Source organism: Devosia sp. 1635 (assembly GCF_013185955.1).
Taxonomy (GTDB): Bacteria; Pseudomonadota; Alphaproteobacteria; order Rhizobiales; family Devosiaceae; genus Devosia.
The window spans coordinates 1,063,173-1,089,101 of sequence record NZ_JABAOM010000001.1 but is presented as its reverse complement, the minus strand read 5'-3'; the positions used below and the strand labels follow the sequence as shown (position 1 = coordinate 1,089,101).

27 protein-coding genes and 1 pseudogene are annotated in these 25,929 nt (G+C 62.4%); 14 read left to right on the top strand and 14 right to left on the bottom strand.

What is annotated here, in order from left to right:
* Window positions 1-149 precede the first annotated feature (149 nt).
* The 3 genes from rnk to HRU92_RS05610 all read left to right on the top strand — a co-directional run bounded on the left by rnk (window position 150) and on the right by HRU92_RS05610 (window position 1,676).
* Complete coding sequence (rnk, locus tag HRU92_RS05620) at window positions 150-563, top strand: nucleoside diphosphate kinase regulator (RefSeq protein WP_172123294.1); 414 nt, start codon at window positions 150-152, stop codon at window positions 561-563.
* 124 nt (window positions 564-687) lie between these two features.
* A complete protein-coding gene (locus tag HRU92_RS05615) occupies window positions 688-1,239 on the top strand; it encodes a nucleoside-diphosphate kinase (RefSeq protein WP_172123293.1) in 552 nt (183 codons plus the stop codon).
* Between the two features lie 44 nt (window positions 1,240-1,283).
* Window positions 1,284-1,676 (top strand): GreA/GreB family elongation factor, encoded by a 393-nt coding sequence (locus tag HRU92_RS05610; protein ID WP_127753025.1) that lies wholly within the window; start codon window positions 1,284-1,286, stop codon window positions 1,674-1,676.
* A 664-nt stretch (window positions 1,677-2,340) separates the two neighbouring features.
* Here HRU92_RS05610 and HRU92_RS05605 read toward each other — a convergent pair.
* The 10 genes from HRU92_RS05605 to HRU92_RS05560 form a co-directional block, all read right to left on the bottom strand.
* A complete protein-coding gene (locus HRU92_RS05605; RefSeq protein WP_164854802.1) occupies window positions 2,341-3,066 on the bottom strand; it encodes an RraA family protein in 726 nt (241 codons plus the stop codon).
* Window positions 3,067-3,121: 55 nt separating this feature from the next.
* Window positions 3,122-4,297, bottom strand: a complete 1,176-nt coding sequence (gene ugpC, locus HRU92_RS05600) for a sn-glycerol-3-phosphate ABC transporter ATP-binding protein UgpC (RefSeq protein ID WP_172123292.1) — start codon at window positions 4,295-4,297, stop codon at window positions 3,122-3,124.
* 17 nt (window positions 4,298-4,314) lie between these two features.
* Window positions 4,315-5,211: a carbohydrate ABC transporter permease gene (locus HRU92_RS05595; RefSeq protein WP_172123291.1), complete on the bottom strand. Its 897-nt coding sequence runs from the start codon at window positions 5,209-5,211 to the stop codon at window positions 4,315-4,317.
* The gene (locus HRU92_RS05590) at window positions 5,198-6,175 is read right to left on the bottom strand and encodes a sugar ABC transporter permease (protein WP_248306964.1); all 978 of its coding nucleotides are present in this window, start codon (window positions 6,173-6,175) and stop codon (window positions 5,198-5,200) included. The genes HRU92_RS05595 and HRU92_RS05590 overlap by 14 nt, the downstream gene beginning before the upstream one ends.
* A gap of 121 nt (window positions 6,176-6,296) precedes the next feature.
* A complete protein-coding gene (locus HRU92_RS05585; protein ID WP_172123290.1) occupies window positions 6,297-7,640 on the bottom strand; it encodes an extracellular solute-binding protein in 1,344 nt (447 codons plus the stop codon).
* A gap of 313 nt (window positions 7,641-7,953) precedes the next feature.
* The gene (locus tag HRU92_RS05580) at window positions 7,954-8,250 is read right to left on the bottom strand and encodes a YciI family protein (RefSeq protein ID WP_164854799.1); all 297 of its coding nucleotides are present in this window, start codon (window positions 8,248-8,250) and stop codon (window positions 7,954-7,956) included.
* A 4-nt stretch (window positions 8,251-8,254) separates the two neighbouring features.
* A complete protein-coding gene (locus HRU92_RS05575) occupies window positions 8,255-9,157 on the bottom strand; it encodes an NAD(P)-dependent oxidoreductase (RefSeq protein ID WP_172123289.1) in 903 nt (300 codons plus the stop codon).
* Window positions 9,158-9,159: 2 nt separating this feature from the next.
* Entirely contained in the window at window positions 9,160-10,065 is a 906-nt protein-coding gene (locus HRU92_RS05570) for an amidohydrolase family protein (protein WP_172123288.1), read from the bottom strand.
* A gap of 53 nt (window positions 10,066-10,118) precedes the next feature.
* Window positions 10,119-10,895 carry an RraA family protein gene (locus HRU92_RS05565; protein WP_172123287.1) on the bottom strand — a complete coding sequence of 259 codons (777 nt, stop codon included), beginning with the start codon at window positions 10,893-10,895 and terminating at the stop codon, window positions 10,119-10,121.
* A 206-nt stretch (window positions 10,896-11,101) separates the two neighbouring features.
* Window positions 11,102-11,797, bottom strand: a complete 696-nt coding sequence (locus HRU92_RS05560; protein ID WP_127753016.1) for a GntR family transcriptional regulator — start codon at window positions 11,795-11,797, stop codon at window positions 11,102-11,104.
* Window positions 11,798-11,941: 144 nt separating this feature from the next.
* On the opposite strand from HRU92_RS05560, the gene HRU92_RS05555 reads away from it, so the two are divergent.
* The 3 genes from HRU92_RS05555 to HRU92_RS05545 are packed head-to-tail and all read left to right on the top strand — an operon-like array spanning window position 11,942 to window position 15,731.
* Window positions 11,942-13,168: a CoA transferase gene (locus HRU92_RS05555; protein ID WP_172123286.1), complete on the top strand. Its 1,227-nt coding sequence runs from the start codon at window positions 11,942-11,944 to the stop codon at window positions 13,166-13,168.
* Window positions 13,165-13,953: an enoyl-CoA hydratase gene (locus HRU92_RS05550; RefSeq protein WP_172123285.1), complete on the top strand. Its 789-nt coding sequence runs from the start codon at window positions 13,165-13,167 to the stop codon at window positions 13,951-13,953. The genes HRU92_RS05555 and HRU92_RS05550 overlap by 4 nt, the downstream gene beginning before the upstream one ends.
* 20 nt (window positions 13,954-13,973) lie before the next feature.
* Window positions 13,974-15,731 carry a DUF4038 domain-containing protein gene (locus tag HRU92_RS05545; protein WP_172123284.1) on the top strand — a complete coding sequence of 586 codons (1,758 nt, stop codon included), beginning with the start codon at window positions 13,974-13,976 and terminating at the stop codon, window positions 15,729-15,731.
* 117 nt (window positions 15,732-15,848) lie between these two features.
* On the opposite strand, the gene HRU92_RS05540 is transcribed toward HRU92_RS05545, so the two are convergent.
* Complete coding sequence (locus HRU92_RS05540; RefSeq protein WP_172123283.1) at window positions 15,849-16,625, bottom strand: RraA family protein; 777 nt, start codon at window positions 16,623-16,625, stop codon at window positions 15,849-15,851.
* A gap of 25 nt (window positions 16,626-16,650) precedes the next feature.
* Window positions 16,651-16,863 (bottom strand): annotated as a pseudogene (locus tag HRU92_RS05535) (RpiB/LacA/LacB family sugar-phosphate isomerase); the annotation flags it as partial.
* A gap of 30 nt (window positions 16,864-16,893) precedes the next feature.
* Between HRU92_RS05535 and HRU92_RS05530 the strand changes: the two are divergent.
* Window positions 16,894-17,964, top strand: coding sequence for a M42 family metallopeptidase (locus HRU92_RS05530; RefSeq protein ID WP_172123280.1), 1,071 nt, complete (start codon window positions 16,894-16,896; stop codon window positions 17,962-17,964).
* A 15-nt stretch (window positions 17,965-17,979) separates the two neighbouring features.
* On the opposite strand, the gene HRU92_RS05525 is transcribed toward HRU92_RS05530, so the two are convergent.
* Window positions 17,980-18,363 (bottom strand): rhodanese-like domain-containing protein, encoded by a 384-nt coding sequence (locus HRU92_RS05525; protein WP_172123279.1) that lies wholly within the window; start codon window positions 18,361-18,363, stop codon window positions 17,980-17,982.
* 154 nt (window positions 18,364-18,517) lie between these two features.
* On the opposite strand from HRU92_RS05525, the gene HRU92_RS05520 reads away from it, so the two are divergent.
* The 7 genes from HRU92_RS05520 to HRU92_RS05490 all read left to right on the top strand — a co-directional run bounded on the left by HRU92_RS05520 (window position 18,518) and on the right by HRU92_RS05490 (window position 24,069).
* Entirely contained in the window at window positions 18,518-18,988 is a 471-nt protein-coding gene (locus tag HRU92_RS05520) for a GNAT family N-acetyltransferase (protein ID WP_172123278.1), read from the top strand.
* Between the two features lie 77 nt (window positions 18,989-19,065).
* Window positions 19,066-19,572 carry an SH3 domain-containing protein gene (locus HRU92_RS05515; RefSeq protein WP_172123277.1) on the top strand — a complete coding sequence of 169 codons (507 nt, stop codon included), beginning with the start codon at window positions 19,066-19,068 and terminating at the stop codon, window positions 19,570-19,572.
* A 152-nt stretch (window positions 19,573-19,724) separates the two neighbouring features.
* The gene (locus tag HRU92_RS05510) at window positions 19,725-20,198 is read left to right on the top strand and encodes a BA14K family protein (protein WP_172123276.1); all 474 of its coding nucleotides are present in this window, start codon (window positions 19,725-19,727) and stop codon (window positions 20,196-20,198) included.
* Window positions 20,199-20,428: 230 nt separating this feature from the next.
* Window positions 20,429-20,665, top strand: a complete 237-nt coding sequence (locus HRU92_RS05505) for a hypothetical protein (RefSeq protein WP_172123275.1) — start codon at window positions 20,429-20,431, stop codon at window positions 20,663-20,665.
* 101 nt (window positions 20,666-20,766) lie between these two features.
* On the top strand, window positions 20,767-21,063 hold the full coding sequence (locus tag HRU92_RS05500) for a DUF2934 domain-containing protein (RefSeq protein ID WP_172123274.1): 297 nt from the start codon (window positions 20,767-20,769) through the stop codon (window positions 21,061-21,063).
* Between the two features lie 268 nt (window positions 21,064-21,331).
* Window positions 21,332-23,344 carry an ATP-dependent zinc metalloprotease FtsH gene (ftsH, locus tag HRU92_RS05495; RefSeq protein ID WP_172123273.1) on the top strand — a complete coding sequence of 671 codons (2,013 nt, stop codon included), beginning with the start codon at window positions 21,332-21,334 and terminating at the stop codon, window positions 23,342-23,344.
* A gap of 32 nt (window positions 23,345-23,376) precedes the next feature.
* On the top strand, window positions 23,377-24,069 hold the full coding sequence (locus tag HRU92_RS05490; protein WP_127753001.1) for a VIT family protein: 693 nt from the start codon (window positions 23,377-23,379) through the stop codon (window positions 24,067-24,069).
* Window positions 24,070-24,169: 100 nt separating this feature from the next.
* On the opposite strand, the gene clcA is transcribed toward HRU92_RS05490, so the two are convergent.
* A complete protein-coding gene (gene clcA, locus HRU92_RS05485; protein WP_172123272.1) occupies window positions 24,170-25,510 on the bottom strand; it encodes a H(+)/Cl(-) exchange transporter ClcA in 1,341 nt (446 codons plus the stop codon).
* Between the last annotated feature and the right edge of the window lie 419 nt (window positions 25,511-25,929).

Here is a 25,929-nt window from a genome sequence, read left to right as displayed (position 1 = left end):
GCCACTCCGGTCGAAGGATAGTTGCCCTAAGCCTGGCGCTTCGTCGCAAGGTTTAGGGATAGGGATTTCCACAAGTCATTGTTATAGCTTGCTGCGCAGGGTCTTTTCAGATCTGGCGCTGCTTGCTGCTATTTACGCGGAGAAGCGTCATGCGCACCCACAATCTACGGCCTGCTCTCACGGTGGCCCAAACCGAACATCGTCAACTGCTGGCCCTCGCCGCTTCAGGCGGCGGCTCGCTAAGCGCTGCGGCCGAACGTCTCCTCGAGGAGATGGAGCGGGCCCGCGTCGTGCCCGACGCCAAGCTGCCCAAGGACATCGTGCGCATGGGCTCCACGGTTCAGTACCGCACCGACCAGGACGAGGTTGTCGAGGTCACCCTCGTCTACCCCGCCAAGGCCGATATCTCGCAGGGCCGCATTTCCGTGCTGACCCCCGTGGGCGCGGCGCTTATCGGCTTGCGCACCGGTCAGTCCATCACCTGGGAAACCCGCGACGGACGCAAGCACGTGCTCACCGTCATGTCCGTCATCCAGCCCGTCGATGAACCTGCGGAGGCCTAGATGCGCCCGTCTTTCCCAGCGGTACGGCACACCCAAGCAAGACCTTTTCCCCTGATCCGCTAGGCATCGTCCTCCGGGTCAGGGGTCTCGTCTGCTGCCAATCCCCCCTGTTCTGGAGTTTCTCATGTCCGACCAGCTCGCGTCCGACCAACCCGAAATCATTTTGACCGCCAAGGACTTTGCCCTCCTGCAAAGCCTCTTGCACGAATACGGCGAACCCTTTGCCGGTGCGGCGGAAATCATCCGCCATAAGCTCGGCGTCGCTCAGGTCATGTTCCCGGCCGATATCCCGGGCGATGTGGTCACCCTCAATAGCCGGGTGCGCTTTCGCGTCGGCAGTGCGCCCACCCAGGATCGCTCCCTCGTCGCGGGGCCCAGCGAAGAAGTCTATGGCCTCACCGTGCTCCTGACCGTGCCACGCGGCCTTGCCCTTTTGGGTGCAAGGGCGGGGCAAACGGTGCAGGCCCGTCGCCGCGACGGCTCGGTGGAAAATCTCGTGATCGAAGCCGTGCTGTTCCAGCCCGAGCGCCGGCGCTCTTCGCCACCCTTGCAGGTCGTCGCTCGCAACGAGGCCACACCCTCCCCGCTCGCCCCGCTCGCCCCCCGCAGCCCGTCCTCGCGCTTCGTGCCTGCGGGCTTGGGCGGCGGCGACGATCCCGGCCCGAGCGCCGCCTGATCGCCCAAGAGGCACAACCACACTTCAATCATCTGGAGGATGACATGGGTATTTTCGGATCCGATCTTCCCCCCATCATGGTGGGTGAAGCCGATCGTCACGATCTGCTGGTTCTGGCCATGGGCGGCATCGGCCACAGCCCCGACCAGGCCGACGACCTGCTCTACGAACTCGGCCGCGCCAAGCTCGTCGCCGACAAGCGCCTCCCGCCCGATGTGGTGCGCATGGGTTCGCGCGTGGTGGTCAGCTTCAACGGCGCGCCCCCGCAAAGCGGTGTGCTCTCCTATCCCCGCCAAGAAGGGCGCGAGCGCATCTCGATCTTCTCACCCCTCGGCACCGCCCTAATCGGCCTGCGCGCCGGCCAATCCATGCGCTGGACCGACCGCACCGGCCAGCAACACGAAATCCGGCTTTATTCGGTCAGCAATCCTGGCTAACCCGCTCGGGGGCGGCACCCCGCCCCGGGTACCTTGGCTGTGATAGCCGCCCTCGCCCTTCGAGGCCGCTACGCGGCACCTCAGGATGAGGGCTCATCGAGGTCCCGCAACCGACCAGATCTATCTGAAGCCCTCATGGTGAGGTGCGTAGCGTAGCGTAGCCTCGAACCACGAGGGCGGCCAACACCAGTCCCCGCGGCGCCTCCCCCCACAAACTTATCCCCGCCCCCGAAAACCTCAGGCACAATCCCCCTTGTTCCCGGGCAAGCTGCGCGGTCGCGACGAACGGTCGGTGCGGGAATATCGGATGAGTTTGGGGTCGCCCAAGCTCCTTCGGGACGAGGATGATCCGGGACCGATTTCATCCCCCGGTCCAATGAAGCTTCAGGGCTTCTGGCGTTTGGCACGGGTCTAGCCACGGACGGTCCTCACCGAAGAGTCTCCGATAGAGCATGGGGCGAAGCTTGCTTCACCTTCTATTTCCCGCCGGACGACCGGCACCGAGGCGAACTTCGCCCCATGTCGCAGTTCTTGCTGCGATGCCCGTCTGCCCCATACCCGCAGGGCCCAAGGCCGGTGCGGCTTTAGCTGCACCGGCACGGTTTAGCCGGCTGGCAGCAGGCACCAAGAAGTCGCCCGCTGACCTGCTGCCCTGCCGCGCCGACTACCAGGGGCGCTCTTCCAGTGCCACGGTCTTGTCCATGGGCATGCCCAACTTTTCATAAAAGGCGCGGCGCATGCGACGGTCCTTGTCCTGCACTCTCCACGCCCGCTTGGCGACTTCCTCGCCGTCTTCGTGCGGGATCACGACAATGCCGTCATCATCGGCGATCACGCCGTCGCCGGGGCGGACATAAACGCCGCCGCAGGTGATGGGCTTGCCCATGGAAGAAAGTTCCAGCCGCCCGGCCATGTGCCGCATGGAGCGAACCGAGCAGAACACGGGATCCTTCTGCATGATGCATTCGCCCGTGTCCCGGCAGGCGCCGTCGATAACGAAGCCCACTGACCCTTTCACCCGGGCATCGAGCAGATTGTTGGAGCCAAGCAAGCCGCAACGCGACTGCTTGGTATCGATTACGTGCACTTCGTCGGGCGCCCCAAAGCTGTGCCCCGCAGGCCAAAGCGCTTCTGGATGGCTGGAGCGATCCTCGTGGCGCTTGTATTGCCGGTCGTCAAATTCCTCATAGGTCATCGCAGGGATGTGGCGGTTGATGATGTTGAATTCGGCAGTGCTGGCAATCCCAGCGAAGAACACGCCCGGAAACAGCGGCCGCAGCCGCGGGTCCATCTCATAGGTGTTCATATAACCCATAGAGTCGAGCGCGTCAGTGACGTCTGATGTACGTACCTTCCGAAGGATCTCGAGAGTACTGGAGCTGATAGCCATTATTGTTTCCTTTGCTGCTGGGATTGCCTACGGCGCTCGGACGCCGCGGGCGGTTTCAGTCGAGAATGGAAAGCCCGCTCTCGCCGTCGAAATAGTGCATGCGGGTGGTGTCGAGGCGGACCGTCACGGTTTGCCCCAGCCGCACCTGGCATTTGGCCGGGAATCGGGCGACGCAGCGCGATTTCCCCTCCTGCACCTTGATCTCATCAAGACTGTCGGAGCTGCGGATATCGGCGGCCGGCGCATCGATGCCGAAATGGACGATGACGTCCGAGCCAAGCGCTTCCACGAGGCTCACATCCGCGGTGATTGTATCGGCAGCGCCGGTCTGATCCACTCCGGCCTCGGCGATGTCCTCGGGGCGGATGCCCACGACGACCCGCTTGCCGGCATAGCGGCGCAGCCCCTGATGCTCAGCTAGGCTTTGCGCCGGCATCCGGATCAGATAGCTGCCCAGACGTACGCCCAAACCATCGCCCTGCCCTTCCAGCGTCGCCCAGTAAAGGTTCATGGTGGGCGAGCCGATAAAGGCGGCCACGAAGGTGTTAGCGGGCTTGTTGTAGATGTTGCTCGGCGTGTCCACCTGCTGCAGCACACCGTCCTTGAGCAGCGCCACACGGTGGCCCATGGTCATGGCTTCCACCTGGTCGTGGGTCACGTAAACGGTCGTGACGCCCAGCCTGTGCTGCAGCGAGGCGATCTCGGCCCGCATCTGCACCCGAAGCTTGGCGTCGAGGTTGGACAGCGGCTCGTCCATGAGAAAGACGGCCGGCTGGCGCACAATGGCTCGTCCCATCGCTACACGCTGGCGCTGCCCGCCTGAAAGCTGGCCCGGTCGGCGCTTGAGATAATTCTCAAGCTCCAGAATGCGCGCTGCTTCCTGCACCCGCCGGTCGACTTCATCCTTGGGCAGCTTGGCGATCTGCAGCGGAAAGGCGATGTTGTCGTAGACCGTCATATGCGGATAAAGCGCATAGGACTGGAAGACCATGGCAATGTCGCGGTCCTTGGGATGGGTGTCGTTGACGAAATCGTCGCCAATCCACACTGCACCATCGGTGATTTCCTCGAGGCCCGCGATCATGCGCAGTGCGGTGGACTTGCCGCAGCCTGACGGGCCGACCAGAACGAGGAACTCCCCATCCTCGATGTCGAGTGAAATACCGTTGACCGCCCGCAGCTGGCCGCCGGCATAGGTCTTGGTCAGATTTTGAAGCGTTACGCTGGCCATGATTTACTCCGACCGGATCACTTGAAGCCTTGGGTAGCGATGCCCTTGGTGAGCAGACGCTGCGAAGCGAGGAAGAAGCCGAGAACCGGACCGATGGACACCAGCACCATGGCGAACAGCCCGCCAAACGAGGATGAGCCACTGCTGGGGTCAAGGAACAGCCGCAGCGCCACGGGCACTGTCATGCGGTCGGTGTCGGTCAGGTAGATCAGCTGGCTGAAAAAGTCGTTGTAGGTATTGATGAAGGTGAACACCGCCGTTGTCGCCAGCGCCGGCATCGATAGCGGCAGGATGATGCGCCAGTAGCGCTGCCAGTAGGAGGCGCCATCAACCACCGCCGCCTGCTCCAGCTCGCTGGGCAGCGAACGCATGAACTGCACCATCAGGAAGATGAAGAAGGCGTCGTGCGCCAGGAACTTGGGCACGATCAGCGGCAGTATGGTGTTCACCCAACCGATGTTGAGAAAGAAGATATATTGCGGAATGAGCTGCACATGGATGGGCAGCATCATCGTGCCGAGCATGATCCCAAACAGGATCCACTTGCCCCGGAACTCCAGGCGGGCAAACGCATAGGCAGCCATGGAACAGGCCAGGAGATTGCCGACAATCGCCAGCGCGCAGATGATGAAGGAGTTGATGTAGAACTGCGTGAAGGTCAGATTGCCGTATAAATTCCAACCGCGGACAAAGTTCTCAAACGTCCAGTTGGTGGGTATGAAGCCCATATCCCCAAAGATCTCGGCTTCCGGGCGAAGCGCGCTGAACACCATCCAGATCACGGGATAAAGCATGATCCCGAGCAGCGCGATCAACACCAGGTGCAGTCCCAACCCCTTGATGCGGCGCCAGTTCGCGCGCCGCCGGCGTTCCAGGTGCAGCAGTTCGGGATCATAGGTTTTAGCGGTCGCCATAGAACACCCAGAAGCGCGAGGACCAGAACAGCAGCGCGGTCGCGATGCCGATGGCGATCAGCAGGATCCAGGCCATCGCCGAGGCGTAGCCCATCTGCAGCTGCTGGAAGGCCTGCTGGTAGAGATAGAGGGAGTAGAGCAGCGTCGAGTCTACCGGGCCGCCGCGACCATTGGAGACCACGAAAGCCTGGGTGAAGGACTGGAACGAGTTGATCAGCAGCAGGACGGTATTAAAGAAGATCACGGGCGTGATCAGCGGCAAGGTGATGCGGCGGAATCTTTGCCAGGCATTGGCGCCATCGATAGAGGCCGCTTCATAATAGGAGTCCGGGATCTGCCGAAGCGCGGCCAGGAAAATCACCATTGAGGCGCCGAAGGTCCAGACGTTCAGCGCGATAACGGATGGCAGCGCAAAGGTGGGATTGTTGATCCAGCCCCGACCGGCAATGCCAAACCATCCCAGCATGTGATTGACCACGCCGCGTTCGCCAAAGACTTCCTTCCACAGCAAGCCGATGCCGACACTCGCACCGATTAGCGAGGGCACGTAAAACAGCGACCGGTAGATGGCGAGACCGCGCAAGCCCCGGTTGAGGAATACAGCGACCGTAAGCGAGAACAGCAGCACCAGCGGCACGGAAAAGCCGACATATTTCAGCGTCACCCAAATGGAGGTGACGAAGCGCCGGTCCGAGGTGAACAGGCGAACATAGTTCTCCAGCCCAATCCAGCTCGGCCACCCGATCACCGCATAATTGGTGAAGCTGAGATAAAGCGAAGCCAGCATCGGCAGTGCAGTAATGAGGATAATGCCAGCGAGCCACGGCGCCAGGAAGAGGTAGGCGGCTCGGTTCTCCGCCTTCCTGAACGCCGAGCCCGTCCGGTTCTGGGGTATCGTGCGCACCGGGCGCCCAACCTCCGCGACGGGCAGAACCGGATTGTTTGCAGCATCCAACATGCTCATGTGAACTCACCTCCCGTCAGGGTCTAAGCCGCCGGAGCAATGCCGGGGACAGCCTAATCCGGCGCTTGTTCCACCGCTTGGGTGCGGACCGGATCAGCGGTCCGCACCGCGAGTGTCTAGGTCAGCGTGCTGCCTGATCGAGCTGCTGCTGCAGTTCGGCGATCAGTTGGTCAGCACCCTCTTCCACGCTGAGCTGACCGAAAGCCACCGCGTCATAGGTGCGGTTGAGCACATCGGTCATCGCCTGGTAGCCGCCGGCTGGCCAGAACACGGGCTTGGCCGTATCCACCACCTGGTTATAGAGCTCGATATGGCGGACCTGGGTGGGCTGAGTGTCGGGGTCCTGCGCCTGGGCAGCGGCGAGTTCGGGAATGGCCACTACGCCATTATCGGATTCATAGATGCCCGCCGCTTCCGGATCCTGGGTCCAGAAATTGATCCATGCCGCGGTCGCCGGAATATTCTCAGCGGCGCAACTGGCGCCAATGGCGATGCCGTTGGAGCCCAGATCCATGCCTACTGTCCCATCCTCGCCAACTGGATATGGCCGGGTGTTGATGGTAGCGCCAGGGTTGACCGTGTTGGTCACCGTCTGCACCGAACCGAGTTGGTTGGGTGGACGATTGGTGGCGTAGCCACGGCCATTGGCGAGGTTCGATTCCTCAACGAGAGCGCTGTTCTCGCTGATCATGCCCTCAGGTGACTCGGTCACCCCTTCGTTGCGCAGGGTTTCCCAGTATTCAAACCACTCCATCGCCAAATCGCGAGAGAACGCGACCTTGGAGCCGTCGAACACCTTTTCGCCGTGCGATTGCACCCAAGGAACAAAGGCGTCGGGCTCACGCCCCATATTATGGGTCGCAACTGCGCCTTCCGGCAGGGTTGGCTGGACGGCGCGCAGATGGTCGGCATATTGCGTCCAAGTATAGGGCCACTCGAGTGGCTCCACGCCGGCCGCGACTGCATTTTCGAGCATCTGCTCGTTGTACATGAGGGCGAAATAGAACACCCCGTGCGGGATCATATATAGATTGCCGTCCGCGCCGCGGGCCGCATTCATCACCGCCTCAGGTATACCCTCGACGTTGAGCGTACCATCAGCGACCATCTCGTCTAGCGGCAGCAGGATGTCCGGACGGGCATAGGTCGCCAGCCAGCGGGATTGCATGGTGATCGCGCAAGGTTGGTTGTTGCCGGTCGACTGGATGGTCAGGCGTTCCCAATAGGGGGCAAAGTCCGCGTTTTCGCGGGTTATGCTGACGCCCGGGTTCTTTTGCTCGAACAGCTGGATGATCCGGTCGGTCTTGTCGTTACGAACCTGGCCACCCCACCAGCTGAAGCGGATGTCGCCCGTTAAGCCGCTGTCTTGCGCACCGGCGCCGGTGGGCACTGCCGCCAAGGCCAGAGCCAGCAGCGAGGTCGCAATCAGCGGCCGGACCGTCTTAGTCAAAAGCGTCTTCGGCATAAGTTCCTCCCTTTGCATTCAGTTGTGCCCACAAGCCAAGCGCGCGGCATCGTGAGCCCGCTTGCGCTTTCTGTGGCGATAAAGCTCTCCTCCTCAGAACCGCTTTATCCTCAACACCTGAGCATTCTTGTATGCAAGAAACCGAGGTGTCAACGTCTATAAGATCATAATTTTATACCCTGCATCGACGGCGGAGATTCTTATCCAGCACTGAGCTGGCGGCACCTTCCCGTGCAAAAAGCTAGTGGGACTCGTAACTGTCTCTTAGAGAACACTTACGAGCCAGCAACCGGCTTTTGTATGCAATCCAAGCTCATGAGACGAGGTCGTCCGGCCGCTTCATGAACCAATCCCATCTAGAAATATCGAGCGTTTCGAACACACCTTGTGTCCAGTACGGATCGGCACGGGCGAACCGCTCAGCCGTTTCCTGATCTGCGGCCCGCATTACGATCATGCTGCCGATGGGCTCGCCCGCAGGGTCCAGGTACGGACCGGCGAGCACCAGATCATCCCCGAGCGCCGCGTAGTAGGCACGGTGCTCGGACCGGAATTCAAGCCGGCCTTCAATCCCCCCGGGTTTGTCTCGCCCGCTTACAATGAACAGCACGGACCTATTCCTTGCGATCAGCGTCCTGGTAGAGACGCGAAACCGAGGCGCCATCCTCCATCTCGTTGCCGGCCTCCACATATCTCCGGTACTGGCTAACAGCGACCTGGATCAAAGGCAGTTCGAGCCCCAGCTCATCCACATAGTGGGCAACGGATTTCAGGTCCTTGTCGACCTGACGGGCATAGCTGCGCGGCGGATCGAAATCCTCGGCGCTCATCTGGGTGTAAATGCGCTGCAAAATCGCACTGTCGGCGAGCCCACCCTTAAGACATACCGGCAACAAGTCCGGATCGATCCCGGCCGCCCGGCAGGCGGCGAGAACTTCGGCCATGAGGATATAGTTGGCACCGACAATTGCCTGGTTGAGGATCTTGGTCTTTTGGCCCGAACCGAGCTGGCCCATATAGGTCACGTTCTGACCCATTACCCGTAGCAGGGCCTCGGCTTGGTGGAATGCCTCCTCGTTCCCTCCAACCATGACGGTAAGCTCCCCGTCCCGGGCGGGCTTTGGCCCGCCGGAGACGGGCGCATCTAGCCACTCGGCCCCGACCTCCTTCCTGAGCCGCTGGCCCAGTTCCAGGGTTGCGTCTGGAGAGGTGGTGGAAAGGTCGATGAGAACGCTGGCCCCAGCGCCAGCCTTGGCAAAGCCGTCCTCCCCGAAGCAAACACTTTCAATGGCATCGTCGCCTAGAACGCAGACCAGAACAGCGTCGGAGGCCCGCCACACCTCGGCCGGTGATTGCGCCCACTGAGCGCCGCTATCCTTCACCCGGTCGTAATAATCTGGCTCAAGGTTCCATACCGTGAGCTCATAGCCTTGATCGCGCAGCCGTTGCGCGATCGGCGCGCCCATGATGCCTAGCCCAACCAGCCCCAGGCGCATCTTCTTGGTATTGTCCGACATGCTCAATTCCCTTCGGATAAATCGATGCGATAGAAGCGGGCCGCATTACCGCAAAACAGCGCCTCGTGATCGGCGGCAGGCAGGTCCGCAACGCTTTGGCGGAAGCCATCAAAGATCGTGGCAAAGCTGGCGACGAGGCTGTCGACGGGGAAATTGGAGGCGAACATGCAGCGCTCCACGCCAAAAATCTCGATCGTCTCGCGAATGATCGGACGATTGGCCTCCACCGTCCAGGGCTGCTCCTTCTGACCGAGACCCGAAATCTTGACTGCGATATTGGGGCACCCCGCTGCCTCTCGCATGGCGGCGCGCCACCCGTTAAGCCCGCTGTCGCTTCGATCCGATGGCAGTCCGGTATGATTGATGATGATCTGCGTTTGCGGGAAAGCCCGCGCCAATTCGGCAGCTTCTGGCAGGTGCCACCACGGCGTTTGCAGGTCGAAGCTCAGCCCGTTGGGTGCCAGCATGGCAAAGCCTCGGCGGAACGCCGCATCCCCCATGGAACCGGGCGCCCCTGCCACCACCTCATCGGGCCGCGTGGCTGCTTTGGGCTTGTGTCTGATCCCCCGCGCAAATGGAACCTGCCCTAAGGCCCCCAGCACCTGCTCTGCATCCTCGCGGTCGAGCCAGGCCTGCGCGACCATGACGCTAGGGAGGGCTTCTCGTGCTCGTAGATTGTCAACCCAGGCCACTTCCCCCATGGGATCCTCGGGGTTCCACTCAGTCTCGATGAACACGCTGCCGGCAAGCTCATAGCCTTCGGCATCGCGCCGATAGTCGGGGGGCATGTAGTTGCGCTTCAGGGCATCGTAATTGCCGTAGCGGAAACTCACGGGTTTGTCGGCCAGCCACGGAAGATAGTTGGCATCCAGATCCCAGAAATGCTGGTGCGCGTCGAGAATCCGCACGGTGTCCTCCCCGATACAAAAGGGACCGGTCGCGCCGACCCCTTCCCTTCGCCTCAGGCGCCAAGCTCGGCGTAGAAGTGCTCGATCGCGTCGGTATCAACAGTCTCGTCATGGGCACGCCCAAGGACATCATAGCGCCGGCGGCGCGCATTCATGTCGGCCAGCAGCACCGCTTTGGCATGCAGTGCCACCTGCTTGGCGATCTCGATGGGCACCACCACCAGCCCGTCATCGTCGCAACCAACAATGTCGCCCGGACGAACCTGAGCGCCACCGATGCCGACGGGCGTGTTGAGTTCCACCACTTCGATGCGACCGGGTATGATGGTGCGCCCGCGCTCTCGGCAGACCATTGGCGTTTTTTGCATGGTGACTTCACCGGTGTCCCGGCAGTGGCCATTAGTGACAATTCCCACGGCGCCGCCGGCCTGCAGGGCCAGGACGTTCTCTGAGCCAAAAAAGCCTACTTCGTTGGAGCTGCCGACGTCCGTCACCACCACGCATCCGGGCTCGAGGAGATCGGCGAGACCCCGCCCATTGTGGCCATAGCGGTTGAACCAGAGCCCATGGGCACCAACGATTTCCTCGGTTGTTTGCAATGGCCACATTGGCTTGTTTGCTGGCACGCAGCGCTGCGTAACAGCAGGACCCCAGAACTTCATGCCCAGCCAGAGCGGCCGGATTTCCTGCGACACCAAGCCGATGTTGAAATAGCCCAAGCCATCCATTGCATCGACGACATCGACCACGCGGAGCGGCTCGAAATAGCGGCGGACATGGTAGGGATCCACGGCGTTGCCCTGGGTGTCCTTTGGCTCATAGCTCGACATGACAAATCCTTGCTGGCGCAGGCTGCTGCGCCGCCACAAATTGGTGTGATTTGGCAGGGCTCCTCCCCAGCCACCGTTATTCTTGTATGCAAGAGTCGAGTGAGTCAACGGCTCACTTTGACTTTTTGTTTGCCGACAAAAACCAGCATAGGCTCACCTGATCGGCGAACTCTCGTGCACGAGCACCAATACAGAAAAGATGCGCTTTAGTCGCCGGAGCGCTGCAGGAAGGGCAAGCTGTTCACGAAGTGCTCACGAGTAAGCTGGTTGAGCTGTTTACCGTCCCGCGCCGCGAGGACCGTGAACATCTTGGTGTGTTCGAACAGCGCACCGGTCCATCGCCCAGTGTCTAGATTGGCAAGCGCCCGAGCTCGTTCCACTCGGGGCACAAGGGACTGCCACACCGAATACAGCACGGGATTGGCTGCGATCTCGACGGTTCTCCGGTGGATTTCCTGGTTGATCCGCATATAGGGCGCACGCTCCTTGCGGGTGTGATAGTCCACCATCTCGGCCAACAGGCGGCCGATCTCGGCGATTTCCCCCTCGGTGATCCGCTGGCAAGCCAGTTCTGCTGCCAACCCTTCCACTGCGCCGAACACCACAAACAGGTGCTCCAGATCAGGCGCGTGCAACTGCGACACCAATACGCTTCGATTGGGCAGCAGATCCACGAGACCCTCTGCAGCAAGGGTGCGCAATGCCTCCCGTACCGGGGTGCGGGATACGCCAAGCTGCTCGCAGAGTTGGAGCTCGCGTAGGCGCGCTCCTGGCGGCAACTCGCCGGATAGGATCATGCTCCTGAGCCGGGCTGCCGCTTCTGTATGCAAATGCCCCTTGCGGCGACTGCCGCCGTCGGTGGCAAGCTCCGGTAACTCAGCGAAATCAGCATCTTTGTCCATGCTTGCTCGTATGCAAATCCATGGAAAAAAGCAACATCGGGCACCTGCCCCCTTGATTTCCACAAAACGGCAGTCTTGTATGCAAGATTAGGAGGCCGGCGATCAGGCTCGCTGCATCGTCTTGCCCCGTGGAGGGAGGAACTTATGTCGCAAGGTGCCGAACCGGTGCAGCCCAGCGAGGCTTCCGCACATCTGCCGCCACTAACCGGCCTGCGCGTACTTGATCTGAGCCAGGTTATGGCGGGCCCGTTTTGCTGCATGCTGCTGGGCGACATGGGTGCCGATGTGATCAAGGTGGAACCGCCCGGCGTGGGGGACCAAACCCGCAAGTCCATGGGCTTTCGCATGAAAGGGGAAGACAGCCCCGGCTTTCTTGCCCTCAACCGCAACAAACGCAGCATAACCCTTGATCTGAAAACCGAGCACGGACAGCAAGTGCTGCACCGGCTGGTGGAAACCGCCGACATTCTGGTCGAGAACAGCCGTCCGGGCGTCACCAAAAAGCTTGGGGCGGATTACGACACCCTTTCACGCATCAATCCCCGCCTGATCTATGCCAGTATCTCGGGCTTTGGCCAGACCGGTCCCTGGTCGCAACGGCCGGGCTTTGATCTGATCGCCCAGGCCATGGGCGGCATCATCAGCGCGACCGGCATCCCGGGAGCGGAGCCAGTCAAGTCGGGTATTCCCGTGGGCGATCTTGGCGCTGGCATGTTCGCCTGTTATGGCATCCTGTCGGCTGTGATCGGCCGCGAACGCACTGGCCGCGGGCAATATGTCGATAGCTCATTGCTGGACGCGGCGCTGTCGCTCTCAGTCTGGGAAAGCACCGAATACTGGGCGACCGGTAAATCGCCCGGCCCGCTAGGGACCGCGAACCGCATGAGCGCCCCCTACCAAGCCTTTGCCGCCTCCGACAACAACTTCGTGGTGGGCGCAGCCAATCAGAAGCTGTGGTTGATCTTTTGCGACGTCATCGGCCGCCCCGAACTCAAGAGTGACCCGCGCTATGCTGGCGCGGTCGACCGCGTGAAACTGCGCAGCGAACTGGCCGACGAACTGCGGCCGACCTTCCGCACCCGCACAGCGAGCGAATGGGTGGATATGTTTCTTGCCGCTGGCGTTCCCGCCGGTCCGATCTACGATTACAGCGTCGCCCTTGACAATGAACATGTGCACCACCGCAAGGCCGTGATTGAAATCGATCACCCGGTGGAGGGCAGCTTCAAAGCCCTGGGCTTTCCCGCCAAGCTTTCAGATACGCCCGCCAGTGTCAGGCGCCCTCCCCCCTTGCTCGGCCAGCACAACGACGAGATCCTTGCTGAGTTGGGCCTGCTTGATCCCCAACCGGCCGGCGGAACGTCCGCATGAGCCAGGACAATAACCTTGGGCAAGTCCGGCTGGACCGAGAGGGCGCTATTGCCCGCATCCTCTTTGACCGGCCAGCTGCCCACAATGCCTTTACCTGGTCGATGTGGGAAGAACTGGACGCTGTTTTGGCCGAGGTCAGCGCTGACCCTAATTTGCGTGTCGTTACTTTGCGCGGCGCCGGGGGCAAGGCCTTCGTTGCCGGGTCGGACATCGCCCAGTTCCGCGACTTCACCGGTGGGCAGGACGGGATCGCCTACGAAGCCAAGATGAACAGCTATTTCGAACGGCTTCTTGCCGTGCCGATACCCACTGTGGCCATTGTGGATGGTTGGGCTGCGGGTGGCGGTCTCAATCTCGCGGCCTGCTGTGACATCCGCGTCGCCAGCCGCCGCGCGAAATTCGGCAGCCCTATCGCCCGCACCATCGGCAACTGTGTCTCCATGCAGACCTATGCACGCGTGCTGAATGGCTTTGGCGAGGCCCGGGCAAAGCGCATGCTGCTCTTGGCCGAGTTCATCGACGCCGAAGAAGCCTTTGCCAGCGGGTTCCTGGCGCGCCTGGCCGAGCCCGAGGCACTGGAAGCCGTTGCCGATGAGGTAGTGGCCCGCCTGCTTGAAAACGCGCCTTTGACCCTGCGCGTCAGCAAGGCCGCTTTTGGACGCATTCTCGCGCGCGACATCGATCCAGCTGACGATCTCATCTCGCTTATTTATGGCAGCGAGGACTTCCGCCGGGGCGTCGAAGCCTTTGTGGAGAAAACCAAGCCGGAATGGCTGGGCCGCTAACGGCTGAGGGAGGAATAATCGTGACCACTGCACAAGGCCACGTAAAGGTATGGGCCAAGCTGGACCTCATCTTCCAGGCCGCCAGCAGCTTGTCCAATCCCTACGCCGACGTTCTGGTGTGGGTTGATCTGGAAGGGCCCGGTTTTGCCAGGAGAGTTTATGGTTTTTGGAATGGTGGCAACGAGTTTGTCGTGCGCGTGCTTGCCACTGCGCCGGGCGAATGGCGCTGGACCAGCGGCAGCACCCCGGCGGATGCGGGTCTTTCCGGCAGAAGCGGCAGCTTCGTTGCCGAAGCTTGGAGTTCTCAAGAGCTTGAGGAGAACCCCAATCGCCGCGGCATGGTCGCCGCCACGCCAGATGGACGAGGCTTGCAATACAACGATGGCACGCCGTTTTTTCTCCTCGGCGATACCTGGTGGTCCCTGCCCAGCTTCCGCTTCCCATTCGCTGACAGGCTAGCATCCCCCGGCCCGCTCGGTCCCCAGTCCACCCTCAATGACTATGTTGCCTTCCGGAAGGCGCAGGGTTTCAACTGCGTTGGTCTGATCGCCGCGCAGCCCGCCTGGGCCAATGACGGCGCACCCAACAGCCTGCAGATGCCTGATGGAACTTGGGTGCGCGCGGCCTGGAAGCAGCCCGGCACGCAGTCAGCCAAGGATATGCACAATGAAGGGGGCCGCCCGTTCGAGTTTCCCGGCAAGGTGCCCGGTTTCGAGCAGATCTTTCCGGACATGGACCGGATCAACCCGGAATACTTCAAGGCACTCGATCGCAAGATCGACTACCTCAATGAACAAGGCATCGTCCCCTTCATCGAGTTCTCGCGTCGAGACGCCGGCCAGTGCTGGCAGAAATTCTACGACTGGCCGGAATCCTATAGCCGGTACGTGCAGTATCTGATCGCCCGCTATGGCGCCAATATCAGCCTGCTTAGCCCGATCCACTACGACTATTTCGAGCAGACCATCCCGGCCGAAGACTACAACATCCCCATCAAGCTGGCGCTTGAACGCTATGGCAAGCCGCCCTTCGGCAATATGCTCACCGCCAATCCTAATCCCTCTACCCTGGTCAATTTCGGACCGGGCAGCTGGGTCGATCTGCATCAGTCGGGCAATGTGCGCGAGCACTACACCTACTGGTATCTCACCGAAATTTTCGAAACCGAGCGAAAGCCTGCCATCAATGGCGAGCCCTATTATGCCGGCCTGCACCAGTTGGGCCAGCCCTACCCTTTGCGCGTGCCGCCCGACAGCGAAGACGACCGCATCTATGTGCGATCGGGCCTTTATGGCAGCTTCCTATCCGGGGGGTTGGCTGGCTTCATCTATGGCGCGGAAGGCATCTGGCAGTCTGACATTGAAGAGCAATCGCTCCACAAGATGTGGGACAGCTTTGGATGGCACTCGGCCGCGGAGGTCCAACACCTCAAGAGCTTTGCCACTGTGTTGGGCCAGCGCTACCTGGAGCTCGAACCCGATGTCGAACTGATCGTGCCCAATAAGACCGGGCCGGGATTTGCCTACAAGGGCTGGAACTATTGCGCCCGCACCCAGGATCGCTCCTGGTTCATGCTGTATTTCGAGGCCGACGCGCCGATCGAGGCAAAGCTCCGCGGCGTCACCGCCGGTGACCGTTACCGCCCGCGCTTTTTTGATCCGCGCAGTGGTCAATGGAGCGAACCGGGCGAGACCATCGAGGTTCCCCGCAGTTCTGTCCTCCCCCTGCCCCCTCGCCCCGACAGCAGCGATTGGGGCATGATGCTCGAGCGCGTTTAGCGCCGATCCTTCCTCCCAAGGAAGAAGCGCCGAACCCTGCAAGGTTCGGCGTTTTCTTTTGTCTTACGGCAAAGATAAGAGGCGCGCGCAGGCGCCTCCAAACTCATTGCTTCGGCTTCACTTGCGACCCAGCCGCTTCATGAAGTCCTCCCGGTTCTTGCGGTATGGATGGGCTGGCATATCTGGGAACATGGACTGCGTTGATTCATCGGGCGCGATGCCAAGCGCCTCGAACAGCATGCTCCGGTCATAGCGATCATTCTCGGATTCCTGCTTGGCGTAATAGATTACGTCCTCGATTACGTCCTGCGGCACCACAATGGCCCCGTCGCCGTCGGCCACCACCAGATCGCCTGGCCGGACGGTTGCGCCACCGATCTCCACTGTCGAATTGGGTTCACCGAATTCAACGCGCCCCTGATACATGGGCTGCACCACCCAGCGGTGCCAACACGGCATGGCCTTTTGGTACAGCTGCTCGTCCGTGTCTCGTGCGCCACCATTGGTCAGCACGCCCTTGACCCCGCGCGCAGCCCAGACCATCGAATCCATCGAGCCGATGGCCGGCGTCTTTTGCCCCAGCGTGTCAATCACCAGGAAGTCGCCTTCGCCGACCTGCTCGCGGAAATCTCCCATGTTCCAGAGCTGACTGTACCAATATTCATAAGCCCATTTGGTGTAATCGGCCGGTGACAGTTCCGGCACCCGGATCTGAGTGGGTATATGCTTGTAGGTCTGCGCGAACCCGGCCGCTTTGGTTCGGTAGAGTGGCCGGATCTCGGGATCGACCGTGCCCACATGATGCAAACCCACCCAATCCATGCCATCGCGAATATCGGTCACCCTGAGCTTGGCGACGGTATCCAGAACTTCCCTGCGCTTGTTGGCGTCCATCCAATCCTCCCTTTCAAATCAACGATCAGGCGCCGCGTGCCCGGTCCATTTCGGCGAGCTTTTCTACCCGGCGGCGGAATTGCGGTTCGGTGCTGAATTGCGCCGCCAGGAAGGCACGCGTGACCTCGGCTGCAATCTGTGGACCCACGATCCAGGCGCCGATGCACAGCACATTGACGTCGTCATGCTCCACGCATTGGCGAGCCACGTAAGTGTCATGGGCGACCGCTGCGCGGATGCTCGCTCACCCTTTGTTGGAAACCAAGCCATGCGGGATCAGTCCCTCCAGTTTTTACGCGATCTGGTGCAAACGCCTTCCCCGAGCGGTTATGAGCAGCGCGTTGCCCAGCGCTACCGCAGCTATGTCGAGCCGCTTGCGGACGCGGTGTCCGTTGACCTGCATGGCAACGTCATTGCCGCCCTCAACCCGGCCGCATCCACCAAGATCATGCTGGCCGGCCACATGGACGAGATCGGCTTCATCCTCCACTATATCGGCGAGGAGGGGCTGCTGTATTTCAGCGCCATCGGCGGGCATGACAGCGTCATCCCGGTTGGCCAGACGATGTGGGTCCATGGTCGCAACGGACGCGTTGCCGGCGTTGTTGGTCGCAAGGCCATTCACCTGATGGATCCGGACGAGCTCAAGGAAAAGCCCAAGCTCAAGGAGCTCTGGATCGACATCGGCGCCGGCTCGCGGGCCGAGGCGCAAGCGGTGGTCGCGCTTGGCGACGTGGTCACCTACCAGCAGGAGTTTCAGCCATTGCTGGGCGATCGGGCGGTCGGCCGCGCTTTTGACAACAAGGCGGGCCTGTTTATCGTGGCTGAAGCCCTCCGGCTGCTGGCGGAGAACGGTGGCCTCCACCCCGAGGTCGGCGTTTATGCGGTGGGCACCGTGCAAGAGGAGATCGGTTCGCGCGGCGCTCGCACCGCCGCCTTCGCCATTGGGGCGCAAAGCGGGATTGCCGTGGATATGGAACATGCCATCGACTACCCTGGGGTGAGCCCGTCCCAGCACGGGCAACTCGAGCTGGGCAAGGGCCCAACGGTGTCCCTCGGCGCCAACACCAATCGCGTCCTGTTCGACCTGGTGACGCAGGCCGCCGAACGGGAAGCTATTCCCTACCAGGTGCAGGTCGCGCCGGGCGCCACCCCGACCGACGCCAACGCCTTGCAGCTCAACCAGGCCGGCATGGCCACGGGCCTGCTCGGCGTGCCATTGCGCTACATGCATACGCCGGGCGAGGTGGTCAGCCTCACCGATGTCGAGCATTGCGCGCGCTTGGTTGCCGCTTATTGCCGGATGGTCACGCCGGAAACTGACTTCACCCCGCGCTAAACGGGGGGATCCCGGCTAGGAAAGCTTTTCGACCTCGCCGCCATCCTCGACCCAGTCCTTGAAGCCACCAAGGTTAAACACCTGCTGATAGCCCATATCCTTGAGGGTCTTGCCGGCAAGGGCCGAGCGGCCGCCGGAGGCACAATGCAGGATCACCGGGCGGTCCTTGGACAGGTTGGGGTCATGATATTGCGTCGCCTCGTCGGCTCGAAACTCGAGCATCCCACGCGGGATGTGGACCGAACCCGGAATTTTGCCGCTGGCCTGCAACTCGGGCATGTCGCGCACATCCACGATCACCGCATGCTCTTCGGCAACCATCCGGCGCGCGTCCTCGGGCGAGATCCGTGGCACTTCCGCATTGGCCGCCGACAAAAGCTCTTTCACATTGGTCGTCATCGCGTCCTCCTCTTGATCAGGCACAACCTACGCCTCTGCGCCATCCGAGGCCAGTCACCCCGTCGGGGAGCCTACCCGCCCGGCGACCACTGCCACCTCCTCGGGGAACCTGCCGCATTGACCCGCCAGGAGCGAAGGGCCTATTGCTCGCATCATGTCCCCACCAGCCGTAACGATCCGCCAGGCACGGCTTGAAGACCGGCCGTTGCTGAACCAGGTGATGCTCAATGCTTCGCTTGCCGTTGAAACGGGCGAGGTGCTGCGCCGCCTGACCGAAGCGCCGGGGCATTTCCGGATCGACGAAGATTTGCTCCGTCACGGCCAGATCGTCGTAGCCGAAGCCAATGGGGCGCCGGTAGGCTTTGCCGCCTTCAGCATCGGGGGCAGCGAGTTTGCCGAGCTGGCCGGCATGTTCGTTGATCCACCTTATTGGCGCCGCGGCATTGGCCGGCAGATCCTTGAGGCGGTTGAGCGCGAGCTGCTGGTGCGGCAAGCCACCGGCATCCGGGTGGTGGCCGGCACCACAGCAGTGCCGTTCTACCAGGCACAAGGTTTCACCGTTGTCGGCAAAGAAAAAACCCCGCTTGGCCCCGTGGTGCCGGTGATGACCAAATCCATTGGCTAGCACCACAACGGTTTCCCGCTCCGTTCAGGCGCGGTTCACCTCACCCCTTCTAGTGTCGGCGCAAAGAGGAGGTAGCCATGTCCAAGATCAAGCTTTTGCTTATTGCCGGCGCGACCGCGCTGTCGGCCTTGCTGGGCTTGGGCGTCGCCGCTCAGGCTCAGGTGGTGCAAGGGGAGGAACATTGCGTCGTCAACATCCCCGCCACTGATGCGCTCAACGTCCGCTCCCGTCCGGGTGCCAGCAGCCGGGTCGTGACTACCCTGCCCTATGGCAGTTGCGGGGTCATGGTCATGGCGGCATGCCAGGGTTCATGGTGCCCCATCGAGGACGGGCACTATTCCGGCTGGGTCAACCGCCGCTATATCTCCATGGTATCGCCGGCAATCTATTGCGTCAGTGGCGTTGCGCGGAATGACGTCCTTAACCTGCGTGCTTATCCCTCCCCAAGCTCGCGCATCCTGACGGGCCTTAGCCCACGTGAATGCGACATCGCCTTCCTGCCCTATGCAGTTGGCAGCTGGCAGAAGGTGCGGGCCGCTGGCTGGGAAGGCTGGGCTAGCCGCCGCTATTTGTCAGGCCAGTGAGGAACACTGGGGCATCTCCTCGCCCGCGGCTTTATCGCCCGTTTGATGTAGATGCTCTCGATCTGTTGAACTTAATTTTCGTTCATACCCGAACGATTTATCCCCCGCGGCATTCCCTAATCATCGCGGTGGGCGAACAAGGAGCAAAAAACATGAAAAAGATTATGGCGGGCGCCTGCGCCGCTCTTATGGCAATCACCAGCTTTGGCGCAGCAAGCGTCCCGGCAGCAGCACAGCCGCTGCAAATCACTTCCGAAGCGCAGTTCCTCACTGTCCAGAACCGTGGATGGGATCGCGGTCGTGACCGTGACCACCGCCGTGGTGGCTTCGAGCGCCGTGGCAACTATGGCTACTATAATGGTCACCGTGGCTCGCGGGAACGCCGCTCGGGCTGGCGTCAGCACAATGGCTACTGGTTCCCACCGGCGGCCTTCATCGCTGGTGCCATCATCGGTGGTGCGATTTCCAACCAGAACAACAACAACAGCAATTCGGGCCCGGTCCGCATCACCCGCGAGCATCTGCGCTGGTGCGAAAGCCAGTACCGCTCGTACCGCGCTTCGGACAACACCTTCCAGCCCTTTAACGGGCCGCGCCAGCAGTGCGTATCCCCCTATATGCGCTAAGCGCGTCTAAAATCCTCCAGCGAGGCGGCTCTTCGGAGCCGCCTTTTTTGTTTTGGGCGGAGCTTACCGCGGCACCTGAACACTGGCGATCCGGAACCAAAACTGCCGGTCCGCCGCCGATTGATCCTTCCGGTGTGCATGTCGGTGCCTGCGGGCGATCAGCCCTAGACGGCGCAGCACCGGTGTTAAAAACTCGCCCCTCCGTGCTAGACTGCAGCTTTGGAGTGAGCATGAGTACCAGCGAGCAGCACGAATATCGGGTGGAATCCTACAACACCGATCCTGAGGGGCGCGCCCAGCAGTCGGAGGTGAGCACGGTATTCGCCTCCACCCCGGAAGCGGCCGCGATGAAAGTGCTGCACGAAGAACTGCACACCATCGGCGATATCACCCGCCTGCGCGCCCGGGTGACGCAACTCAACCAACCAAGCCCGGAGCGGGTCACGACGCTTTACAGCAAGGCGTGATCGCTGGTCCGCGTCCGGGAAACATCGGGCGCTAACCTGGGCAGCAATGGCCGAACCCTCCCCTTTTGTCGCGCATTTCGGGCGCTAAGGAGGAGATCCAAATGCCGACACTCGACGACGAAGACATCAAGCGCCGCGCGCACCAGATCTGGGAACGGGAAGGCCGACCCGAAGGACGTGAGTTCCAGAATTACATGGATGCCGTCGCGGAATTGACGGCGGAAGACGAGAACAGCTCGGATCGCCCGACCCAGGCGCTGTCCGGCCTCAGGACCAATCTGCAGCCCGGCGGCATTGCGCCGGTCGGCGGGGCGCCCAACGTGGGCAGCATTGGCACCGGTGGCGGCCAAACCGCTGGCAACGCCACCGGCACTGCGCGGGGCGAAAATTCCGAATAGCGCCAGGGCGCCCTTCTCGCGGCGACCGCGCCAGGGGCCCTAGCCCGCGCCCCTTGCCCGCTCCGTTTCGCCGCGGAGCGAGCGAGGCACAATCCTTAAGGATAAGTCCCGCCTTGCCCAGGTAGGAGCGGAACCAATGGTTTTCGCCCTCCGTTTGCCTGCATTGAGCTGAGGCGCACCACGCCCCGCCATTCCTTCAATCATCCAGTGATGACCGTAGCACATCGACTTAGACTTCGTTGTCCAGCTTAGCTTCAAGGTGGGATGAATGTCAGGAAACCAGGCCAGCATACCGCCGGAGCGCAAACCGCCCGAGCGCACGCCGACGGGCACCAAGCCGCAGCCGACAATGCCATCCCGGCGTACTTGGCTGTGGTTCCTGGCGCTGCTGGCAATCAACTATCTCGTCGTCAGTTTGTTGTTTCCGGCGCCCGGAGCCCCCGAGCCGATCTCCTACACGACCTTCCGTGCGGAACTGGCGCGCGACAATGTGGAAGCCATCCATACCCAGGGCGACCGGGTCGAGGGCAGGTTCAAGGCGCCCATCGAATGGGCGCCGCCCGCCACGGAGGGGCAACCCGCCGGCACCCCGCGCACCATTCAGGATTTTACCACCATCCTGCCCATGTTCGTCGACCCAGGGCTCGATACCGAGCTGATCGAGCATGGCGTGGATATCCGCGCCACCCCGCTCCAGACCGAACCCAATCTGTTTGTCACCCTGCTTTATGCCTTCGGGCCGGCCCTGATCATTATCGGGCTTTATGTCTGGCTGTTCCGCCGCGCCGCCAAGCAAGGCGGTGGCATGTTGGGCGGCATGGCCGGTATATCGGGGATCGGCAAAAGCCGGGCCAAACGCTTCGACAAGGAAACCGACAGCAAGGTTACCTTCAACGATGTTGCGGGCATCGAGGAAGCCAAGAACGAACTGGTGGAAATCGTTGATTTCCTGCGCAATCCCGCCAAATACACCCGCCTCGGCGGCACCGCGCCCAAGGGGGTTCTGCTCGTTGGTGCGCCCGGCACCGGCAAGACACTGCTCGCTCGCGCCGTGGCCGGAGAAGCCGATGTGCCGTTCTTTTCCATGAGTGGTTCGGAGTTCGTGGAAATGATCGTGGGCGTTGGCGCCGCCCGCGTGCGGGACCTGTTTCAGGATGCCCGCAAACATGCACCCGCCATCATCTTCATCGATGAGATCGACTCGATCGGTCGCGCCCGCGGCCAGGCGGTGCTCGGCGGCGCCAGCGAACAGGAGCAGACCCTCAACCAGATCCTGACCGAAATGGATGGTTTTTCTAGCCGCGAGGGCATCATCGTGCTCGCCGCCACCAACCAGCCCGACGTGCTGGACCGCGCCCTGCTCCGCCCCGGCCGCTTCGACCGCCGTGTCGTGGTCAATCTTCCCGACAGCAATGGCCGCGAAGCCATCTTCAAGGTGCATACCCGCAAGATCCCCTTGGCCGCCGATGTGGATCTTGCCCATCTCGCCAAAACCACGCCGGGTCTGTCGGGCGCCGATATCCGCAACCTCGTCAACGAAGCCGCGCTCCTCGCCGCTCGCCGCGAAGAAGAAGAAGTGCATCAAAAGGACTTCATCGATGCGCTTGAAAAGATCATCCTGGGTCCCGAGCGCCCCATCATCCTGAGCGAAGCCGACAAGGAGCGCGTCGCTTATCACGAAGGCGGCCACGCCATTCTGGGCCTCGTAGTCCCCGGCGCCGACCCGGTGCAGCGCGTCACCATCGTGCCCCGCGGGCAGGCCTTGGGCGTAACCTATCAGCGGCCCCTCACTGACCGCTACAACTATCCAGAGAGCTATCTCCTGGCCAAGATCGTGGGGATGCTGGGCGGGCGCGCCGCCGAAGAAATCGTTTATGGCACCCGCACCACGGGCGCGGAAAACGACATCGAGCAGGCCACCCAATTGGCCCGCCAGATGGTCACCCGCTGGGGCATGAGCGACAAGCTCGGCATGGTGCAACTGGCCCCGCGCCAGAACGCCTGGACCGGCCAGGGCATGCTAGGCAATGACAAGCCCTATAGCGAGGAAACCGCGCGGCTGGTGGACTCCGAAGTGCTGCGGATCATCAATGAGTGCCATGAGCAAGCCAAAGCCCTGTTGCGCGAACATCGCGGCAAGCTCGATGCCCTTGCCCATGCCCTCCTGGACCGGGAAACGCTTGACGAGCACGAGATTCTGGCCGTCACCGGCCTTTCCGGGGAAACCAACCAGCCAGACCAGCCGCCCCAGGAAGCGCTGACACCCGCTGGCGCCGACTAGATGGGGCTGCAGCCCCGCGCAAAGGAACCCTCATGGCCGCGCATCGGGAAGACCATGTTACCAATCGGATCGGCTGGCTGCGTGCCGCAGTTCTGGGCGCCAATGACGGACTGCTTTCAACGGCTAGCCTCGTTGCCGGTGTGGCCGCCGGCTCGGGCGACAGGACCGCTATCCTCCTCGCCGGACTGGCCGGGGCGATCTCGGGCGCTTTGTCGATGGCGGCAGGCGAATATGTTTCGGTCAGTTCGCAACGCGACGCCGAGCGCTCGGACCTTGCCCGCGAAACCCAGGAACTCCAAGCCGACCCCGAAGGTGAACTCAACGAGCTCACTGCCATCTATGCGTCGCGCGGGCTTGATGAAGCCCTGGCCCGCACCGTCGCCACGCAGATGATGCAACACGACGCGCTGGCCGTGCATGCCCGCGAGGAACTCGGCATCGATCAGGGCACCCTGGCTCGCCCGGTGCAGGCCGCCGCTGCTTCTGCCGCCAGTTTTGCCGCCGGCGCCATCATCCCCGTTGCCACAGCCTATTTCGCCGCTGCCGGTCAAACCCTGCTGCCGCTGTATGCGGTAACGCTGGCAGGGCTCGCTCTTCTGGGAGGGCTTGGTGCCTGGGCCGGCAAAACCCCGATCTTCATGCCCATGGTCCGGGTGGTCGGCTGGGGGGCGCTCGCGATGGTGATCACCTCGGCTGCCGGCTGGCTCTTCGGCGTCGCCCTTTAGCTGCCGGCGGCCCCGGGGCCACAATGCAGAGCCGGTAATCAGCCCGGCAAAAGCGCTTTTCGGCAAGCCCTTGCGCCGGGCCATCACCCCGGCGTCGCCGTTATCCATCATTGGCCGGCTTTGCCGGTGCTTTGATGCCGGCCAGCGTGAGCGTGCGCTCCAGCAACTGCTCGTAGATCGGTCGGCCGCCTAACCACTGCGCAGCCAGATTGGCTGCAAGGCAGGTGGTCAGCAGCGGCACCGTCGCGCCGTAGGCACCGGTAAGTTCGAGCGTCAACACCACCCCCACCATCGGCGCGCGGACCGAGGCGGTGAAAAGTCCGCCCATTGCGGCAATGGCAAAGGCCGCCGGCACCACGCCGGCATCGGGCATTGCAGCACTGGCAAGGGCGGCGAAGGCCAGCCCAACGCATCCCGCCAGCGACAGGATCGGCGCGAAGATCCCACCCGGCACGCCCGTTGAATAGCTACCGACCGTGGTGCAGAACCGCGCGGCCGCCAGGGCCAGCAGCACCACCACGCCGGGCTGCTCACGCACCAGTGCCGGGATCAGCGCTTCTCCGCCCGTCACCGTTTGTGGAGACAGGGCCAGCAGCGCCCCAACCAGCAGCCCGACCACGGCCGGGTACAGATAGGGCGCCCGTTCCTGCGCTGCTCCGGCAAAAGCCAGGGCCTTGAGGATGCAAGCGTTGAGCGCGACGCCCACACCACCAAGCACACAGCCGAGCAGCACGAACAAGGGCAGCATGGGCAACGGCACTTCCGGCGCAGCGAGCACAAGGTCCGGGGCAGCGCCGCCGATCCATTGGGTCACCACGGTGGCGAGCAGCGCGGCAATGATCACGCCCATATAGGTGCTGTAGCGATAGGGAAATTGCCGCCGCATTTCCTCGATCACGAACAAAACCGCGGCAATCGGCGAATTGAAGGCACAAGCCAAGCCCGCGGCCGCGCCCGCCGCCAGCAAGCCGCTGCGCTCCGTGGCCGTCAGCCCGAAGCGCGCCGAGACCATCGCCGCCACCGACGCGCCGATGTGGATGGTCGGCCCTTCGCGTCCCAGCACCAGCCCCGAGCCGATCGCCGCCGCACCGGCGAAAAACTTGATCGGCAGCACTCGCGTCCAGTGGATCTCGCGCAGGCCATCCATCGCCCCTTCCACTTCCTGGACACCGCTGCCGCTGGCCTCGGGCGCCCAATGGCGCACGAGCGCCACAGCTGCCACCGTTACTGTCATGGTGATCAGCGCTGCCGCGAGTACCAGCAGCGGCCCGTCCACAATTTGGCGCAGCTGCGCGGGCCATTGCAGCAGGGCATTGATCGCGAGGTGGAACATCGACCCGATCGTCCCCGCGATAATCCCCACCATCACGGCCAGGGCGAGATACCGCCGCTGCGCCCGGCGCTCGTCGGGTCTGGATCGTGCTGGAGCAGGATAGTCCATGCGTCCACCCCTCCGGGCCAACACTGCGGCGGCCCGCAGCTTCAAAGGCTGGCCAGCTCTGAAGGGTTACGCGCGAGGGCGGGAAACGAACCCCCTGCCGGGACAAGTTTGTTTAACCATGGTTTCCACTTCCATTCGCGCAGCCGGCATCCGCGCGCCGCCCTCCGGAATTCGAGGCTCCGCTGTGCACCCCACCACAAGGGCTCCGGAGGTCCAAAATGCGCGGAAATGCGCGGGAGCCCTCATGGTGAGTTGCGAAGCGTAGCGCAGCCTCGAACCACGAGGGCGGCCATCACCACCCCCAAAACTTATCCCCGCCCCCGAAAACCTCAGGCACAATCCCCTTGTTCCCGGGCAAGCTGCGCGGTCGCGACGAACGGTCGGTGCGGGAATATCGGATGGGTTTGGGGTCGCCCAAA